Origin of the sequence: Sphingomonas sp. LY29 (assembly GCF_035593985.1) — a bacterium.
Lineage (GTDB): Bacteria > Pseudomonadota > Alphaproteobacteria > Sphingomonadales > Sphingomonadaceae > Sphingomicrobium.
On the sequence record NZ_CP141587.1, the window covers coordinates 1,190,544 to 1,209,599 of the forward strand.

The 19,056-nt window shown below is 66.3% G+C and carries 7 protein-coding genes; 2 read left to right on the top strand and 5 right to left on the bottom strand.

Translation table 11 applies throughout. The features are described from left to right. The first annotated feature begins 43 nt into the window (after positions 1-43). Positions 44-832: an alpha/beta fold hydrolase gene (locus SH584_RS06040; protein ID WP_324809355.1), complete on the top strand. Its 789-nt coding sequence runs from the start codon at positions 44-46 to the stop codon at positions 830-832. Between the two features lie 64 nt (positions 833-896). Next, a complete protein-coding gene (locus SH584_RS06045; RefSeq protein ID WP_324809357.1) occupies positions 897-1,847 on the top strand; it encodes a transglutaminase-like cysteine peptidase in 951 nt (316 codons plus the stop codon). Here the strand turns inward: SH584_RS06045 and SH584_RS06050 are convergent. The 5 genes from SH584_RS06050 to SH584_RS06070 all read right to left on the bottom strand — a co-directional run bounded on the left by SH584_RS06050 (position 1,844) and on the right by SH584_RS06070 (position 18,722). Next, on the bottom strand, positions 1,844-3,118 hold the full coding sequence (locus tag SH584_RS06050; RefSeq protein ID WP_324809358.1) for an HlyD family type I secretion periplasmic adaptor subunit: 1,275 nt from the start codon (positions 3,116-3,118) through the stop codon (positions 1,844-1,846). The two genes, SH584_RS06045 and SH584_RS06050, sit on opposite strands and share 4 nt — an antisense overlap. An 18-nt stretch (positions 3,119-3,136) precedes the next feature. After that, positions 3,137-4,147 (bottom strand): cell wall hydrolase, encoded by a 1,011-nt coding sequence (locus SH584_RS06055; RefSeq protein ID WP_324809360.1) that lies wholly within the window; start codon positions 4,145-4,147, stop codon positions 3,137-3,139. After that, positions 4,144-6,294 (bottom strand): type I secretion system permease/ATPase, encoded by a 2,151-nt coding sequence (locus SH584_RS06060; protein WP_324809498.1) that lies wholly within the window; start codon positions 6,292-6,294, stop codon positions 4,144-4,146. The genes SH584_RS06055 and SH584_RS06060 overlap by 4 nt, the downstream gene beginning before the upstream one ends. Before the next feature lie 25 nt (positions 6,295-6,319). Next, positions 6,320-7,816 (bottom strand): TolC family outer membrane protein, encoded by a 1,497-nt coding sequence (locus SH584_RS06065; RefSeq protein WP_324809361.1) that lies wholly within the window; start codon positions 7,814-7,816, stop codon positions 6,320-6,322. A 64-nt stretch (positions 7,817-7,880) separates the two neighbouring features. Next, positions 7,881-18,722, bottom strand: coding sequence for a beta strand repeat-containing protein (locus tag SH584_RS06070; RefSeq protein WP_324809363.1), 10,842 nt, complete (start codon positions 18,720-18,722; stop codon positions 7,881-7,883). Positions 18,723-19,056: the final 334 nt, after the last annotated feature.

The following is a 19,056-nucleotide window of genomic DNA, read 5'->3' on the forward strand; positions in this document are numbered from 1 at the left end:
CGATGCTTGCAAAGCCGCCGCGCCGCCGACTAGGGCGTGGGCCATGGCACAAATCGACACCCGTCTCGGCCCTGTCGGCATCGACCAGCGTGGGGATGGCACCGCGATCCCGATCGTCTTCCTGCACGGGGTCGGATCGGACAAGTCGGTGTGGGCGCCGCAGCTTGCCCATTTCGGCACCGACCGCCGCGCCATCGCCATCGACTACCCCGGCTATGGCGAAAGCGCACCGCTCCCCGAGGCCACGCGCGACGATTTTGCCGCGGCGGTGTTTGCGGCGATGGACGCTCTTGGAATCAAGTGCGCGCACGTCTGCGGCCTGTCGCTCGGCGGCGTGGTCGCCATTGCCATGGCCGCCGCGGCGCCCGAGCGCTGCGCCTCGCTGGTCCTCGCCGACAGCTTCGCGGTTCATCCGGAAGGCCAGGCGATCCACGACCGTTCGGTTGCGGCGAGTCAGGCGATGTCGATGCGCGACCTGGCGGAGGCCCGCGCGGGACTGCTCCTTGGCTCCGCCGCGACCGACGCGATGCGCGCCGAAGTCATCGCCACGATGGCCGGGATCGATCCCGCCGCCTATCGCCTCGGCGCGGCAGCGGTATGGCTCGCCGACCAGCACGACCGCGCCGCGCGGATCGACTGCCCGACGCTGATGCTCTGCGGCGACCAGGATGCGATTACGCCGCTCGCGCTCAGCGAAGACCTGGCCCAACTCGTCCCCGGCGCGTCGCTGGAAGTCATCGCCGACGCCGGTCACCTTACCAATCTGGAGCAGCCGCGCGTCTTCAACGACATGGTCGACCGCTTCCTCGCCAAGGTCGAGAATCGCCAATAGGTTAGCGCCGCTTTTACCATAGGGTTTCACCGCCTGTTGGTCTTGTCCTGCGAAAAGCAGCGACATGGCAAAGGCTTCGCTCCGCAACGCACGCCGCTGGATCGCCGGGATCGTCCCCGCCGCGGCCCTGCTCGTACCCGTCGCGGCCGCGGCGCAGATCGCCCCGCCAACCCGGAGCATGTCGAAGACCGAGGCGATCCTCGGCGGCGGCAGCGCGCTTGGCGCGATCCTCGCTCAGCAGTCGGCACAACCGACACGCCTGGCGATGGCTTCGACCCCGACGCTTCCCTATTATCGACCCGCCATTCAGCGCTTTGCGCCGGCGCCGGTGTCTACCGACCAGCCCGACGTCTTCAACAGCGTGGCCTTATCGATCGGCGGAAGCCCGCTCGACCGCCGCTGGGACGCCGTCGCGCGCCGCGGCATTGGCGGAGAGGCCGGCGCCTTCGCGGCCTCGCTCCGATCAAGTGACGAGACGCAGCGGATCGAGGCAATCAACGCCTACGTCAACGCCCGCGTCCGCTTCGTCGACGACCGCGTGCAGTTCGGGGTCGGCGACCGCTGGATGGCGGCGTCCGAAACGCTGTCGCGAGGACGTGGCGATTGTGAGGATTATGCGATCGCCAAGCGCGCGCTGCTTCGCGCCGCCGGCTTGGCCGACAAGGACCTCTACCTTGTTGTTCTTAAAGACACGCTACGCCGCGCCGATCATGCCGTGCTCGTCGTCCGCAGCGAAGGTCGTTTCCTGGTGCTCGACAACGGCACCGATCGGATCGTCGATTCCAGCGCGATGTCGGATTACCGGCCGGTGCTGACCTTCACTGAGGCGCGAACCTACACCCACGGATATCGCCGCAACGCGATGCCGCCGGTCACCTATGCCAGCTACGAGCCGCAGACGCCGATCGCGATCGCCGACGCGCGCTTCGAGCCGGCGTCGGGCGATCGAGATTTACCCGAAGTTGTGCGCACGTCGGTCAGCCTCGTCCCCGCGCCGACCCCCTTCACGATCTAGCGTTCGCGCAGCGCGTCGCTGCGGGCTTTCAGCACCGGCTTGAGCAAATAGCTCAGCACGCTCTTGCGCCCGGTGATGATCTGCGTGTCGGTCATCATGCCCGGCGTGATCGGCAAACGGCGACCCGACGCGACCAGATAGCTGCGGGTCGTCTCGACGATGACGGTGAAGAATGCCTGGCGCTCGACCTCGTCGTAGATGCTGTCGGCCGACACCTGCACCACGCGGCCGTCGAGCCCGCCGTAGGAGGAGAAGTCATAGGCCGTGACCTTGACCAGCGCGCGGTCGCCGACCTTGATGAAGGCGATGTCGCTCGGCTTGACTCGCGTCTCGACCAGCAGTTTGTCGCCCATCGGGACGACTTCCATGACTTTTTCGCCGGCCTGCACGAAGCCGCCGATCGTTGTCACCTGCACGTCGTTGACCACGCCATCGACCGGAGAGCGGAGTTCGCTGCGGTCGAGACGTCCGCGCGCGCCGCGCAGCGACTGCTGGTTGACCGCGATCTTGGCGTTGATCTGACTGCGTTCGTTGAGCGCGTCCTGGCGGAAGGTGAACTGCGCCTCGTTGGCCTGGCTCAGCGCTTCGCTGACCGCGGCATTGGCGCGGTTGGCCTGCTCACGCGCGGCGGCGATACGACCCTGAAGGTCGACAACCTCGCGGCGCGCGGTGATCAGTTCGGTCTGCGGAACGATGTTCTTTGCCGCGAGCGGCTCGAGCATCTCGACCTGGCGCTGCGCCAGTGCGACGCTGCTCTGCAGGCTGGAGATGGTGGCATTGGCTTCTGCCGCCTCGCGGCGACGCTGCTCGGCCGACGAGCGAAGCGCCGACACGCGGCTGCCAAGCGCTTGGCGACGGACCGCGCTGAGCGCCGCTTCGTCACCGCCGCCCGAAATGCCGGTGTTCATCCCTTCCGACTGCAATCGACTGGCGCGATCGGACAGCGAGGCGGTTTCCGCCTGAATCTGGCCCAGCTCCGAGGAACTTTGCGTATCGTCCAGTCGTGCGAGTAGCTGTCCACGACGAACGCGCTGACCCGACCGGACCATCAGCTCGCGAACCGTCGCCGGCTCCGACGCCTGGATCAGCTGAACCTTGCTCGACGGGATCACCTTGCCCGTGCCCGCGGTGACTTCGTCGACCTGCGCCAGCATCGCCCACAGGATGAACAGCGCGAAGCCGACCGCGACCGACACGATGATCAGCCGCGCACCGGTCAGCGGTTCGCGGCGCTTGGCCCGAACGGCGCTATCGAAAGGAAGGGTGGCCATGATCGTGTCGCCTTTGAACTATCGCGCCGCGATGACGGCCGCCGGGGCCGCCGGCACGGGAGTGGTCACTGCCTGCTGGACCGCGATCGCCTTCGACGCGGCGCCGGTTTCGGACGGCATCGGGATGCTGAGCGTCCAGCCCTTGCTGGTATCGAGTAGCCCGCCGACGTCATTCGGGGCGCGTGCGATCGGCGGACCGGCGACGACCGGAACTTCCTCGGTCGCGACGACGGTACCGTCGGTAAGAACGGCCTCGCGGAGCGGCGGACGAAGCGCCGACGGATCTGCCGGCTCCCCGATGTAGCGACCCGTGAATGCTGCGGTGGAACCCCACGCGCCGGGCCAGCGGTAGAAGATGTGTGCGCCAAGCTTCGAAATCTTGGACAGCATCGGCGCCCAGTAAGGCGCGACATAATCGGCATGGTAGTGCGTCGCCGCCCCGACCGAGCGCTCGACATATCCGGCCAGCGCCGCCTTGGCGACCGCTTCGGCCTGCTTCCACGCGCCCAGCGCGGGCGCACGATACAGCGAACCGTCGCAGGTGAAGCTGAACTGGCAGACCGGCTGGCGAGCGCCTTGGTAGACGACCCCGCACACCGACTTCGGGAAGGCCGGATGGCGCATCCGATTGAGCACGACCTGCGCCACCGCGCGGCGGCCATCGACGGGTTCGAACCCGGCCTCGTAATAGACTGCCTGCGTCAGGCACAGCAACGCGCGGCGATGGTCGGTCGGGTCGGCATTCGCCAAGTCGAATGGCCGCGCCGCCGCGATCGGCCCGCCCGCGAACGGCATCGACGCGTTGATCAGCTTGGCCTTGTCGCCCGTCGCGCGCGTATCGACCAGATGCTCGCCGCTGGTCGCATCGACTAGCTTGGCGGCCTGCCCCGGCGCGATCAGCGCGGCCACAGGTGCCGACGCACGCGTGGGTTGCGCGGTGAAGCTCGCGCCACCGACGACCGCCAGCAGCGCAGCAATCACCATCCCGCCCACGGCGAGGCGGCTGCGAACGATCTTGGCGGCGGTCATTGGATGGTTTCCTTGTTGGTGGCGTTGGCCAAGCGGCCCATCACTTCGTCCCGCGGTCCGTCGGCGATGATGCGGCCAGCGTCGATCACGATCAGGCGGTCGCAGATCGACAGCATGTTGTGGCGGTGAGTCGACACGATCAGCGACTGGTCGGGCGCCAGCGCCGTCTTCAGCCGCTCGATGAAATACATTTCGGTCTGCGTGTCCATCGCGCCAGTCGGCTCGTCGAGGAACAGCATCTTCGACGGCGACACCAGCGCGCGCGCCAGCACCAGCAGCGAACGCTGCCCGCCTGACAGCAAGGATCCGCGCTCACCCACCGGACGATCGAAGCCCGCCGCGTCGCGCGACAGGAAAATGTCCGCGCCCGATCGCACCACCGCGTCGATCAATTGCTGGTCGTTGGCCTTGGCCGCGCCGAGCATCAGATTGTCGCGCACCGAGCCTGAGAAGAGCTCGGCGTCCTGCCCGACGAAGCGGAACTCGTCGCGCAGCTGGTGCGGGTGATACTGACGGCTGTCGAGCCCATCGACCAGCATTTCGCCATCGGTCGGCGCATAGAGCCCGCACATCAGGCGGCCGAGCGTCGACTTGCCCGATGCGACGCGCCCGATGATTGCGATCCGCTCGCCCGGCCGAACCGACAGGTCGATATCGCTCAGGCTGTCGATGCTCGCGCCCGGATAGCGAAAGTTGACGTGCTTCAGGTCGATCTGTCCGACGCGCACTTCGGGAACGATGCTGCGCGCCGCGACTTGCCGCTCGTCGGTCGCATCCATCATCCGCTGGAGCGAATCGAGCGTCGTCATCGACTGGCGCGCGCGCGTGATCAGGAAGGCGAACTGGCCGATCGGCGACATCGCGCGCCCGGCGAGCATGACGATCGCGATGATCGCGCCCATGGTGATGTCGCCGGCATTGAACAGATAGAAGCCGCCGACCACTAGTCCGACGCTGATCGCCTGCTGGCAGATCGAAGCCAGGTTGACCGCGACCGAAGTCAGCCGACGCATCCGTTCCTGCGTCGCCGCCGACATCGACGCGTAGCGGCGCCAGCGACCGAGCATCTGGCCTTCAGCGCGCGCCGACTTGAGCGTTTCGATGCCCGCAATCGATTCGACCAGCACCGAATGCTGCAGCGAACTGTCGGCCTGCGCGTCGATCGCCGCGCTCGACATGCGCCGCTGGAGGACGAAGCCAACCGCGATCATTGCCGCGATCCCGACGATCGGCACGAACACCAGCGGTCCCGCGATGATCGCGATCAGCACTAGGAAAATGCCGAGGAAAGCGATGTCGACCACCAGCACGACCGAGGTCGACGCGAAGAAGTCGCGAACGCCTTCATATTCGCTGATCCGCTTGGCGAACGCGCCGGTCGAGCCCTGACGCTCGGCCATCGGCAGGTTCATCACCTTTTCAAACAGCTTCTGCGAATATTTGGCGTCGAGCCGCCGACCGATCTCGTCGACCAGTTGCGACCGCGCGATGCGCAGGATGAAGTCAAAGGTCAGCGCGAGCACCACGCCGATGGCGAGCACCCACAGCGTCGGAATCGCCTTGTTCGGGATCACACGATCGTAGACGTTCATCGTGAACAGCGGCACCGCGAGCGCGAGCAGGTTGACGATCAGCGCGGCCAGAAGCACCGGCCAGAATTCGCGGCGCACCTTCCACACTTCGGACCAGAACCAGTGGGTGCGCCGGACCTTGTCCCATGGGCGCTCGCCCGCGCGTTCACGCGTCGGATCGGCTTCGATCGCGACCGCCTGGCCGGTGAAGAGGGGTTCGAGGTCCGCGGTCGGGACCCACATCGCCTCGGCCGTGCCGGGCGCGAAGACCAAGGCCTCGCCGCCCTTCATCTCCATCAGCACGATCGCGCGGTCGTCGCTCAATTCGACGATGGCGGGAAGCTGTTGAAGCCGCCAGCCGGCCAGGCGGCGACGCGACAACGGCTCGCCGCGCATTCCGACCTGCTCGAGCGCGGGCTCGATCTGGTGGAACGGCAACGAGCCGGTCGCCGAGAGCGCCAATCCGGCACGCAGCAAGACCGGGGAAGATGGTCGGTCCGCGTGCCGGGCAACGTAACTCAGGCATTCGAGGACGGGGTCGATCTCACGCGAAGGCGCAGATTCCAGCCATTGCATGATACTCAACACCCGTCCCTTTCACTTACTGTCCGTCCACCGGCGCCGGGGCCGGCTCCGCGGGAACGGGCTCGACCGGAACCGGCTCGGCAACCGGCGCCGCGGCCGTAGTCGTTCCTACCGTGTCGGGCGGACCCATCCGCGGATACGGAATGCTGTTTTCCTGGCGATCCGATGCTGGGATCGGATTGACCCGATAGCGCGACCGCTCGTCGCTCCATGCCGCGGTCGGCATCGACACGCCCATCGCCTCGATCAGGCGGTTTGAAGCGGCGAGCACCCGATACTGGGCGTAGAGCTTGGCAAGGCGAGCCGTCTCGGCCTGTGCCTGGACGTTCTGGCGCGTGTTCTGCGCATCCAGCACGTCGAGCAGCGAACGGCGGCCGACGTTGAACTGCTCGCGATACGACAGCAGCAGGTCGTCCGACACGCGGCTCTGCGTTTCGAGCTCGCTCACCAACCGCGTCTGGTTGGTCAGCCGGCTCCATGCCGCGCGGGTGTCCTCCTCGGCGCTGCGCGTGACCTGGAACAGGCGGGCGTGCGCTTCGTCGGCGCGATGCTTCTGCTCGCGCACGTTGGCGGTGTTGGTGCCGCCGTCGAAGATTTTCCAGCGCATCACGACGCGCGCGCCGAGGTCGCGGGTGCGACCCTGGAAGCCGTCGATGTCGTCGCCGTAGCGGGCGGTGCCTTCAAGGTTGAAGCGCGGTCCAAGCTCCGACTGCGCGACGGTCACGACTTCGCGCGCGGTCGACAGGTCGGCGATCGCTTCCTGAACCCGCGGGTTGTTGTCGCGGGCCACTGCTTCCGCTTCAGCCAGCGACGCCGGCATGGCGGCGGCCAGGTCGGGCGGCATGGTGACCTGGTCGATCGGAACGCCGGTCAGCGTCTGGAACTGGATGCCGGCAGTGTCGAGGTCTTCGCGCGCCTCGGTCACCCGGGCCCGCGCCGACTGAAGGCGCTCTTCGGCCTGCTGCTGATCGGCGATCGAAATCGATCCGCGCGACACGCCTTCGCGAAGGTCGCCGGCAAGCCGTTCGTGGAAGGTCGCATTGTCCGACGCGATCGCGACCAGCCGCTGTTGCAGCAGATAGTCGATGTAAGCGCGGCTGACGTTGAGCGCGACATATTCGCTGCGCTCTTCGATGCGCGCCGCGGCGGCGTCGGTGCGCGATGCCTGGCGACGAATTTCGGCGTTGCGGGTGCCCATGTCGAACAGCAATTGGTCGACGACCACCTGGCCTTCGACGGGCTCAAGCCGATCGCCGGCGATGCCGAGCGCACGACGCGTCGGGTTGCGCAGCTTGCGCACGCCCGCCGATGCCTCGACCGACACGCGCGGCAGCCACAGGCCCTCGGCCTGGCGGCGTTCCTCGCGGGTTGCCGCTTTGTTGGCGACGGCCTGCCGAATCTCGGGATTGCTCGTCAGTGCGGCTTGAACCGCGTCGCGCAGATCGACCGCATAGACCGGCGAAGCGCAAAGCAGCGCCCCCGGCACGATCAACGTCCAGTGCTTCCTCGTCATGTCTTCCCCCTTCTGGTCAGTACGCTTGGCCTCCCCCCGTCCACCGGGGAGAGACCCGATTGGGTTAGCCGTTAACTGCCGGCTGAACCGCGTCATGATGGAGCTGCATGGCATCCATCTTGAACATCATGTCGGCGATCGGAGCGCCAGCCTCGCCTGCGCCCATGTCCCAGGCCGGCACGTGCTCGACCATCGGGCTTGCCAGCGCATGACCCGCGCCCTGGCCGGCATCGCCGACCGCGGCATCGATGAGCGCGTCGACCGCTTGCCCATGCTCGTTTCCGGCAAGGGCGTCGGCGAGGATCTTCTCCACCAGACCGTTCACCTTCGACTCGGGCGCTAACCCTGCCGACGCAAGCACTTCGGCCGACGGCATCGCGATCGACGGGGCGACCAGGCTGGCGGGCGACATGTCGTTTGCCGGACCCTGATCGACGTCGTTCGCTGCATGATCGGGCGTACCGGCGGCGTGGCCGGCGGCCGCATCGAACGTCGCGGCGTCGCCGCCACGGTCGCCGGAGCGTCCGCTGCCGTCCGGCGCCGCAATGGCTTCGGACTGATCGATCGTGTCGGTCGACAGGCGATTGATCGACCCGCTGCCGTCATTGCCATCGAGGTGGTCGGCCGCGACTTTCGACACCTGCATGTCGGTGATCGAGTTCGTCGTTTGCGACGATGCGTCACCTAGATCCTCGGCTGCCACCGGGGCGGCAAGGCCGACCGTCGCGATGGCACCCGCCATCACCGCCGTGTTGACGTTTGCCGCAACCCGCGCTTCTTCCAGCGTGCGGAAGCCCCCGATGAAGCTGCTGTCGGGCGCCGAATTGCTTGTCGTCGCAATCAGCGTCGCGGGTGCGACTACCGGCGTCAGGATGACCGTCTGGGTCGATCCATCGGAGAGGTCGTAGCGGATGGTCGTATTGACGCCGGTGTTGACCGTCGAAACTGTCTGCCAGTTGTTCCCGCCACCGTCGACGTCGACCTGCAGCAGGCCGGTCGTGGTGAGCCGGAGGAACTGGCCGGTTACGACATTGGTCGCGGCGGTCACGCTCAAGATCTCGGTGATGTCGATGATCTCGCCAGCGGTGTAGTCGTTGATGATATCGACGTTGCCCGGCCCGTTGGTGATCGCCGCATTGCTGAGGATGAACGTGTCCACGCCGGTGCCACCCGTCAGCGAATCCGCGCCGACCCCGCCCCGCAGGACGTCGTCGTTGGCGCCGCCGTCGAGCAGATCGTTGCCGCCGTTGCCGTACAGGAAGTCGTTTCCGCCGAACCCGTTGAGCGTGTCATCGCCGCCGTTCCCGGCAATGGTATTGTTGTCGCCGTTGCCGTTGATGACATTCCCGCTGCCGTCGCCGGCCGAGCTGCCGGCGAACAGCGGAATGATCGTTGTCTGCACCTGTGACGTGACACTGTCGCCGTCCGCGTCGGTTCCGACGACCGTGAAGTTCTGGTCGATTGGCGTGCCGGCGCTGGTCGATCCCACAGAGAAGATGTTGAGATCGAAGGACTTGTTGATGTTGCCCGGGTGCTCGACGAGGACCGCGTTGAAATCGGTCGCGGTGTCGATGCCGTACTGGTCGCCGGCCTGCATCCCGACGAACGTCACCGACCCGTTGGCGTTTTTCGTCACCGATACGCCGGTCGTACCGATCGCGGTGGTCGACCCGACGGCCAGGCCTGTGATGTCGAGGCTCTGCTCGACCCCCGCGCCATTCGGATCGACATAGACCTTGGTGATCGCGACGAGCACTTCGCCGTCGGCCGCCAGCGTTCCGGTCGTCCGGGGCAGGTTCTGGTCGTCGTCCGCAAGGATTGCATTGACGAGGATGTCGACCGCCGCGCCCGACTGGGTCTGCGACACCAACTGTTCGAAGTGCGTCGTCTCATAGTGGCCGGCATAGGAGAAGCCGGTCGGCTGACCCGCGTCCGTCGTGATGCCGGTGACGATGTCGATCCGAAGCGCGGCGCCGGGATTGATCGCTTGGCTGTCGACGCCGATACCGGTCTGGCTGCTGTTGACGGTGCCCTGCCCGCCGCCGGCACTGCGGCCCGACAGCAGGATGTCGATATCGCCTGGATTGTTGGTCCCGTTGTCGGCGCCCAGCGTCCGGATTCCGACGTTGCCCGACTTGGTGTTGGCAAGATCGGTGAACGACGTTTCGGTGCCGTTGGAAATCACCGAGTTAACGTCGAAGGTGTAGGTGCCCGTCACCGGATCGAGCGTGACCGTGTAACCGATTGTGCCCGCCACACCCGTGCTGTCGGTCGTCGCGCGGATCGTGCCCGTGCCGTCGCCAAACAGGTACAATTGCTGGCTGCCGACGCGGAGCACGTTGCCGTTGAGGTCGGTCGCGACCTGGCCGTTGGTGATGTCGAACACAAGCGTTCCATACCCGTCGGCCCCGATCGTAAGGTTGAGCGGCGCCGTGATCGGTGCGCTGTTCCCGTTGAGCGACGCGACCGAGGTCGGCGTGAACGGCGATGGCATGTCGTCGTCGAACGTGATCGCGAGATTGGCGTCGTCGAAATCGCCGTCGCTGTCGGTGACGCGGAAGGTCAGGTTGGCGATCGCGTCATTCTCGGCCGCGCCTGCGGCGTGAAGGACGTTGTCGACCAGTGTGACGGTATAGTCGCCCGTTGTCGGGTTTACCTGAACGGTGAACAGCAGGCCGCGCGGCCCGGTTGCATTGAGCGTGTTGGTGCCCGCATTCCAGGTGTAATTGACGGTTTCGGTCCCGACCGTTCCGCTCGTCCCGCCCATGCCGGCAAGGCTGAAGCTGGCGACCGTATCGCCGCCGGTCGTGGCCGTGAACTTGCCGTGATAGATGGCTTCGCTCGGATTGACCGGTGCTTCCTCGAGCGCGTTGGCGTTGAGGTCGCCGTTCGTGCTGGCCGCGTTGCCGCCCGCCAGCCCATCGTCATCGACCGCCGCGACATTATCTGCCGCCGTCGGCGTGGAATCCGGGATCAGGTTCAGCGTGACCGTCGCCGTCGACGTATCCCCGTCAAAGTCGGTGATCGTGTAGGTGAAGGTCGGGTTACCCTGCTGGCCCGCAACCGGGGTGAAGGTGAACTGCCCCGTGGCGGCGTTATAGGTCACGGTGCCCTGCGATGGCTGGGTGAAGGTGACGTTGACCGTCGGATTATTGTCGGTGTCGACCCCATCGGCGCCGAACTGATCGTTGCCGAAGACGCCGAAAGTGATCGGCGCGTTCTCGGTCGTCTGGTTGACGCTGTCGTTGGTGGCGACCGGGCCGTCGTCGGCGAAACGGATGTTGCCGCCCAGGTCGATGACTTCCGAGTCCGTCGCGACGTCGCCGTCGCCGTCCGTCAGGCTGGACGACGCAGTCAGCGAGATCTTGCCGTTGGCAAGGATCGCGAACTGATCGTCGAATGGCGCTGTCGTCACGCCTTCTACCGAGTGATCGACCTGCTGATACTGGGTCAGCGTGACCACGCCCAAACCGTTCACGGCGATCGAGAACACCACCGCCGGGTCGGCCGCGCCGGTCGGTGCCGACAGGGCGGTCGATCCGTAGATCACCCCGCCGACGTTGTAGAGATTGATCGCGACGCCGTGGCTGGACAGCCCCGACACCGCCGACGTCACCGCCAAGGTGTAGGCGATCGGGGTCGCGGTGCCGCCATCCGCACCCGGTGACGACGAAAGCTGGAACACACCGCCGAAGTTCGCGGTGGAAACCGCCGTGTCTTCCGCGGTCGGAATGCCGTCGGTCTCCGCGTCCTGCGTCGTCAGCAGGATGCCGCCTTCGTTGGTCTGCGTCACATTCACGATCGGCGTGTCGTCGTCGACGTTGATGCTGATCGTGCCCGGCGCCGGATCGCCGTCAGCGTCGGTGACGGTGTAGTTGACCGTGAAGGTCGCATTGTTCTCGTCGCTACCTGCGGTGTGCATGATCGGTGCGTTCTGGACCACCGAGTAGGTGCCATTGGCATTGACCGTGACCGTCAGGACGGTGGTCCCGCCCTGCTGGACCACGACCACGCCCGCGCCGCCCGACACGTAAGTGAAGCCTGCCGGAGCGCCGGCGGTGCTGACCGAGAAGGTCAGCGTGCCGTCACCGCCCGAACCGGGCAGCGTGCCGCTGGCATTGACGGAGTTGGGATCGTCGCCGGTGCCATTCGGATTGCCGCCCGGCAGCGCGTCGTCGTCAAGCTGGACGTTGACGTTGCCCGCCGTCGGCACGTTGTCGCCGATCGAGATGGTCAGCGTCGCGGTGACGCTGTCGCCGTCGCCGTCGGTGAGCGTGTAGGTGAAGACTTCGTTCTGGCCACCGCCGGCACCGGGGGTGCGGGCATAACTGTAGTCGCCATTGGCGAAGATCGTCAGCGTGCCAAACTGGCCGGCAATCGTCGTCGATCCGCCAGCCGGGACTGCGACGCCGGGCGCCGCATTCTGGCTGTTGTCGATGAAGCTGATGCGGCCGCCATCGGCACCCGGCGCGTCGGCGTTGCCGTCGCTCGCATTGCCATCCTCGGCCACTGCCACTTCAGCGCCAGTCAGGACGTTGCCGGTCGCCGGACCGTTCGACCCGACCGCGATCGCGTCAGTATCGTTGGTTGCAGAAGGTCCGTCGTCGCGGAAGCTGATCGAAGTGCCGATGCCGATGCTCGACGACGCAACGTCGCCATCCTTGTCGGTGATCGTCGCCACAACGCTGATCAGGTTCGCGGCGCTCAGCGTCGCAACCTGGTCGGGTCCGGTGTCGGGGGTGTGGACGATCGCACGAAGCTGGTCGAGCGTGACCGTGCCCGCGGCATTGATCGACACGGTAAAGGCGATCGGCCCCGCCGCGCTGCCGACGCGGCCTTCGACCACGCCACTGGCGTTGACGTAAAGCAGGATCGCCTGACCGGTGGCCGTATCGATCAGGCCGGAATTGGCGCCAGTGGCGCTGATCGTCACGCTGTAGACAGTCGTGCCCGCTCCGTCCGCGCCGTAGGCGCTGGTGAAGTTGTCGGCGAAGTTCGCGGTCGCGTTGAGTGCAAGGTTGGTTTCATCGACCTGCAAGGCGTCCGGCGCCGCCACCGCGCTGATCGTCGGACCATCGTCGGTAAAGGTAAGACCGCCACCGATGTTGACCGTCTCGCTATCGACGTCGCCGTCGCCATCGGTGACCGTCGCGGTCAGGGTGACGAGGTTGGCCGCGGCCAGCCCTTCGACATCGTTGGCGGTGACGTTGGGATCGTGGATCACTGCACGGATCTGGTCGAGGGTGACCGTTCCCGCCGCGTCCACGCTAACCGTGAAGGCGATTGCACCAAGTGCGCTGCCGACGCGGCCTTCGACCACGCCGCTGCCGTTGACGTAGAGCAGGATCGCCTGGCCGGTGGCGGTGTCGATCAGGCCCGAATTGGCGCCTGCCGCCGACACGCTCAGCGCGTAAGCGGTCGTGCCCGGGCCATCGGCGCCATAGGCAATCGTGAACAGACCGGCGAAGCTACCGCTGGCGTTGAGGGCAAGATTGGTTTCGTCGACGTTGAGCACCGGCACCGGCGCGCCGGTCGGCGTCACCGCAGGGCCGTCGTCGGCAAAGCGGATGTTGCCGCCAAGGTCGAGGCTTTGGGTCGAGCTTGCGCTGTCCCCGTCCTTGTCGACGATCGTCGCAGTGCCGTTAAGGATCACCAGCCCGTTGCCGAGCAGCGCGAGCTGCGCGTCATAGTTGCTGCCCGAACCGGGGAGCGCATGGTCGATCTCGGCGAACTGGGTCAGCGTCACCACGCCAGAGGTCGCATTGACCCCGATCGTGAAGATCGTGTTGCCCGCGGTCACCGCGCCGGCGCTGCCCGCGGTCGAACCGACCACGACGCCACCGATCAGATAGAGGTTGATCGCCGCGCCATTCGAGCTGAGGCCAGACACGCTGTTGGCGACGGTGAAGTTGAAGTTCCAGCTGGTCGTGCCCGCTCCGTCGGCGCCATAGCTCGACGAAGTGATGCCGAAAGCGCCGCCGAAGTTGGCGGTTGAGGTCGCGACGTCCTGGTCAGTCGGGACACCGTCGGTTTCCGCATCCTGCGTGGTCAGCGTCACCGTGTTGCCGTCGGTCACGCTCGTGGTGATCGCCGGGCCGTCGTCGGTAAAGGTCAGCTGTCCGCCGATCGCAATGGTCTCGCCTTCGCTGTCGCCGTCGGCATCGGTTGCGGTCGCGGTCAGCGTGACGAGGTTGGCGGCCGCCAGTCCTTCGACGTCATTTGCCGACAGGTTGGGATCGTGGAACACGGCGCGGATCTGGTCGAGCGTGACGTTGCCAGTGGCGTTGACGCCGATCGCAAAGGCGATTGGTCCCGCGGCGCTGCCGACGCGGCCTTCGACCACGCCACCGGCAGTGACGTAAAGCAGGATCGCCTGCCCCGTCGCGGTGTCGATCAGGCCCGAATTGGCACCCGCCGCGCTGATTCCCAGCGAGTAGACGAGGCTGCCGGCGCCGTCGCCGCCATAGCTGACGCTGAACGCGTTCGCGAAGCTGGCAGTGGCGTTCTGGGCAAGATTGGTCTCGTCGACGTTGAGCGTCGGCAGCCCGGTCGTGCTGCGCGTGACCAGCGGCGAGTCGTCCTCGACCGTCAACGTGATCGTCGCCGGGGTGGTGACCGTTCCGTCGCTGACGCTCACCGGGATGACGATCCCGGCGAGGTCTTCCACGGCCGCATTGGCGTGGTCGAGCGGACCCGACAGGACGACTGTGTATGCGCCCGTGTTGTCGATCGTGACGGTGACGACAGGAACGCCCCCGGCCGAACCGGTCAGAACCTGGCCATTGCCGCTCAGCGCCCAGGTCACCGGAACGCCATCGGAGGTGTAAGCACCCGCGGGGATCCCGAGCGTGACCGTCAGCGGTTCGCCGTCGGCGTCGCTGATGGTGATCACGCCGCTGGCGGTCGCGCTATTGGTGGTGTCGGTCGGCGCGCCCGTCGTGTCGGGGTTGCCGCCGGGAAGGCCTTCTTCGGACACGGTCACTGCCGACGACACCGCCACCGGCGCGTCGTTCGCGCCGTTGATCGTGATCGTCAGCGTCGCGGTATCGACGTCGCCGTCGCCATCGACGATGGTGTAGGTGAAGACTTCGGTCAGCGTCTCACCGTCGTCGAGGCCCTGCACTGCGGGCAGGCCGGAATTGACGGCATAGCTGTAGCTGCCGTTCGCGTTGAGGACGAGCTGTCCATAAGCACCCGCGAGCGGCGTGCCGAGCGCGCCGACCGTCGCGCCGAACGCAACCGCCGAGACGACCGCATTGTCCGCACCGACATTGTCGCGAACGCCGTCGGTCGCATTGCCGTCGGTCCCGCCGATGCCCGTCAGGACGTTGCCGTCTGCGGCGATCAGGCTGTCTTCGCCGACGCTGTCAACGTCGTCGATCGCGATCGGCGCATCGTCGATGATCTGGATGACCAGCGTGTCGCTGGCGACGTCGCCGTCCTGGTCGGTGATCTGGATCGCGAAGTCGTCGAACGTCGCGTCGCCCGACGTATTGTCGGCCAGCGTGTAGCTGTAACCGATCTGGCCCGTCGCGGCGTTGTAGCTGGTGATGGTCAGCGTGCCGAAGGCGCCAACGAAGGTCTGCCCGACCGTACCGGTCACGGCCACGCCGTCGATAGTCACCGTCGCGGGGCCATCGGGCGCGTTGAAGGAGATCACGCCGGTGGTGGTCTCGCTGCCGTCATCATTGTCGCTGCTGTTGCCGTCGGCGGCTTCGCCGGTGCCGGCGGGCTCGCCGCCGTTGCGCGTCGGGAGGCCGACTTCCGACACCACGGTGCCGGCTTCGCCCTGGTCGGGAGCGTCCAGCGTTACGCCGCTGTCGGCAATCGAAATCGTCAGCGTGGCGTTGGTCGAATCGCCGTCGCCGTCGGTCAGCGTGTAAGTGAACACGTCGCTGACGCCGCCCGGCGTGCCCGCGTTGCGGACATAGGAGTAGCTGCCGTCGGCGGCGATCGTCAGCACGCCATATTGGCCGTTCACCACCAGGTTGCCCGCGGTGAAGCTGGTATCGCTGTTCGCAGGCACGTTGTTGCTGGCAATGCCCGAGACGGTCGCATTGTCGGCGCCGACATTGTCCTTGCCGCCGTCGCCCTCGGCGTCGGTGATGACGTTGCCGACCGCCGGGCCATAGCTGCCCGACGCGATCGAATCGGTGTCGTTCACCGCGATCGGTGCATCGTCGACGATCGTGATGACAAGGTTGGTCGACGAGGTGTCACCATCGCTGTCGGTGACGGTGATCCCGAAATTCTCGGACGTCGCATCGCCCGACGTGTTGTCGCTGAGGACGTAGCTATAGGTGTAGCCCGCGATCGCGTTGCCGCTGATCGTCAACGTGCCGTAGGCGCCCTGCACCACGCCACCGTTGGTGACGTTGACTGCGTTCCCGCCGGCGTCGAGCACGACCAGGCTGGCGACGGTGTCGGTGCCGGTCGTGACGATCAGCGTGCCCGCGGCGAGTTCGCGCGGATCGTCGTTGTCGGTGCCGTCGCCGTCGGCTGCTTCGCCGGTGCCGGCGGGCTCGCCATTCCGGCTCGGTAGGCCGGCCTCGTGCACGATCGTGTCGCTGCCCTGCGCAATAAGGACCAGCGGGATCGAGTCCGGCTGGAGCTGGATGGTCACGGTCGCGACATCGCTGTCGCCGTCGCCGTCGACGATCCGATACTGGAAGGTGACGATACCTTCTTCGCCAGCGCCGGGCGTGTAGGTGAAGGTGCCGTCATTATTGTAGACGAGGGAGCCGCTGCCGCTGAGCGAGCCCGCAACCAAGTTCACGGCCACTGCCGGATTATTGTCCACGTCGACGCCATCGGCACCCGGAACATCGTTCGCGAAGACGTTGATCGTCACCCGCGTGTTCTCGGTCGCCTGCGTGACCGAATCATCGTTGGCGTTGGGCACGTCGTCGATAATGCGGATGACCAGATTGTCATTGGCGACGTCGCCATCGGCATCGGTCACCGACACCGCGTAGCTGACCGAGGTCGCGTCGCCCGAGGTGTTGTCGGTCAGCGTGAAGCTGTAGCCGATCGCGCCCGGGGCAATGCTGGTGATGGTGAGGACACCGACGCCGGTCACGACGAAGGTCTGCCCGACCGTCGTCACCGCGACCCCGTTGATCGCGACCGTCGCGGGCGCATCGCCCTGCGTGAAGTTGATTGTTCCCGCAGTCGTCTCGCTGTCGACGTCATTGTCGCTGCCGTTGCCATCGGCGGCTTCGTCCGAGCCGGCAGGCTCGGTGCCGCGGATCGGCAGGCCGGCTTCGCTGACCTGGGTGCCAGCGCCCGTGGCGGGCACGCGCAGCGTCGGCGCGGTGTCGCCAATCGAGATCGTGAGGGTCGAGGACGACGTGTCGCCGTCGCCATCGGTCAGCGTGTAGTTGAAGACGTCGTTGACGCCGCCCGGCGAATTGGGATTCCGGGCATAGGAGTAGCTGCCGTCGGCCTTGATGGTCAGAACGCCATATTGGCCGTTGACGACCAGATTGCCGCTCGCGTCGAAGCTGGAGTCGCTTCCACCCGCACCGCTGACGAGTGACACGGTCGCGTTGTCGGCGCCCACCGTGTCGGCAGCGTTGGTGTCGCTGTCGCCGATGTCGCCCGCGGCGGCATCGGTGATGACGTTGCCGGTCGCGAGCGCATAGCTTCCCGCGGCGACGCTGTCGGTGTCGGGACGTGCGGTCGGCACGTCATCGATGATGCTGACGGTCAGCGTCGCGGTGTCGGTGTCGCCATCGCGGTCGGTTAGCACGACCGTGAACAGGTCCTGCGTCGCGTCGCCGTTGGTGTTGTCGGCGAGCGTGTAGCTGTAACCGATCGCACCCGACGAAATGCTGGTGATGGTCAGCGAGCCATAGGTGCCCGCGATAACCTGGCCGACGCCGGTGACAGCGATGCCGTTGATGGTGACGACGCTAGGCGAATCGGGCGAATCGATGACGATCGTGCCGACGGTGGTTTCGGCGGTCGAGGCCGAGTTGGAACCGGCGGGTTCGCCGCCGCGCGCGGGGAGCGCGTTTTCATTGACTGAAGCGGTGGCGTTTTCGACGCCGGCGGGCTGGTCGGGGGTCTGTATGACCACGTCCGGCTCGCGATCGAGCGCGTCGTAGATCTCGCGCACTTCGGGCGGCGTGTAGGTCATCTCGGTCGGCGGAAGCAGGTCGCCGAGCGGAACGCCCGGATCGAGCGGTCGAACGACTTCGGCAAAGTTGCCGCCGCTCGACTGGGTCGGCTGGAATCCGGCTGCCGGCTGGACTTCCTGGCCGATGAGCAGCGTTGCAAGGTTGGTCGCAGGCACTTCGACGCCGTCGAGCACCAGCTGCGGCACGAACACCGCGCCATCGATGATCACCATCTGCGATCCGTCGGGCAGCGTGACGACCAGGTTGCGGCCGACGACCATGATGTCGCTCAGTTCGACGCCCGCGGGCAGGATGACGGTGCCGTCGGGGCCGACGACGACCTGACGCGCATTGGCCTGCACCTGCGCCTGCGTCTTGCCGATCTCGACGGTCAGCGTGGCAGTGTCGCTATTACCCTGCCGGTCGGCCAGCGTGTAGGTGAAGACGTCGCGGCTGTTCTCGGGCGTGCCGGCCTTGGGCGTGTACTGATAGTTGCCGTTGGCATCGAGGCTGAGCTTGCCGAACTCGCCGTTGACGTTGAAGCCGCCACCCGCCGGGTTGCTGTCTTCGCCGCCGGCGCCGCGAACCGCGGTGATGCGGGCGTCGCCGCCGGTGACGTCGGCGCCGAGCGAACCGCTTTGCGCGCCCTCGCCCGTGATGATGTTGCCGGTGGCGGGACCGCGGTCGCCCGCGGCGAGGGCATCGTTGTCGTCACGCGCGATCGGGCTCTGGCCCTGGTCGTCGTTGCTTTGTCCAACTGCCTGCGAAGAATCTTCGTACCGCATAGCCACCCTCTTTTTCGCCGCTGCATCGGAAATCCGACGCATTTGGTTTCGTGAGTGCGGGGCGGCGTTAACCGGTCGGCGATAATCCGAACGGTTAACAATCGAAACGCCCCCGCGCTCGAACCGACTGAAAACACTGAAAATCGAAAACTTTCAAGCCTCGGCCCAAGAGACGGAGTTAACCGAAGAAGCCGAGAGTGTTAACAAGCGTTTACAAATTGGTTAACGATCAGTCGTTTTGAAAGTAATCGTCCTTGGTGACTTTGCTAAAGCCTCCCTTTTCTGCAGATGTTGATAAGCTCGACCATGACCTGACCTCTATTTACAGCACGAA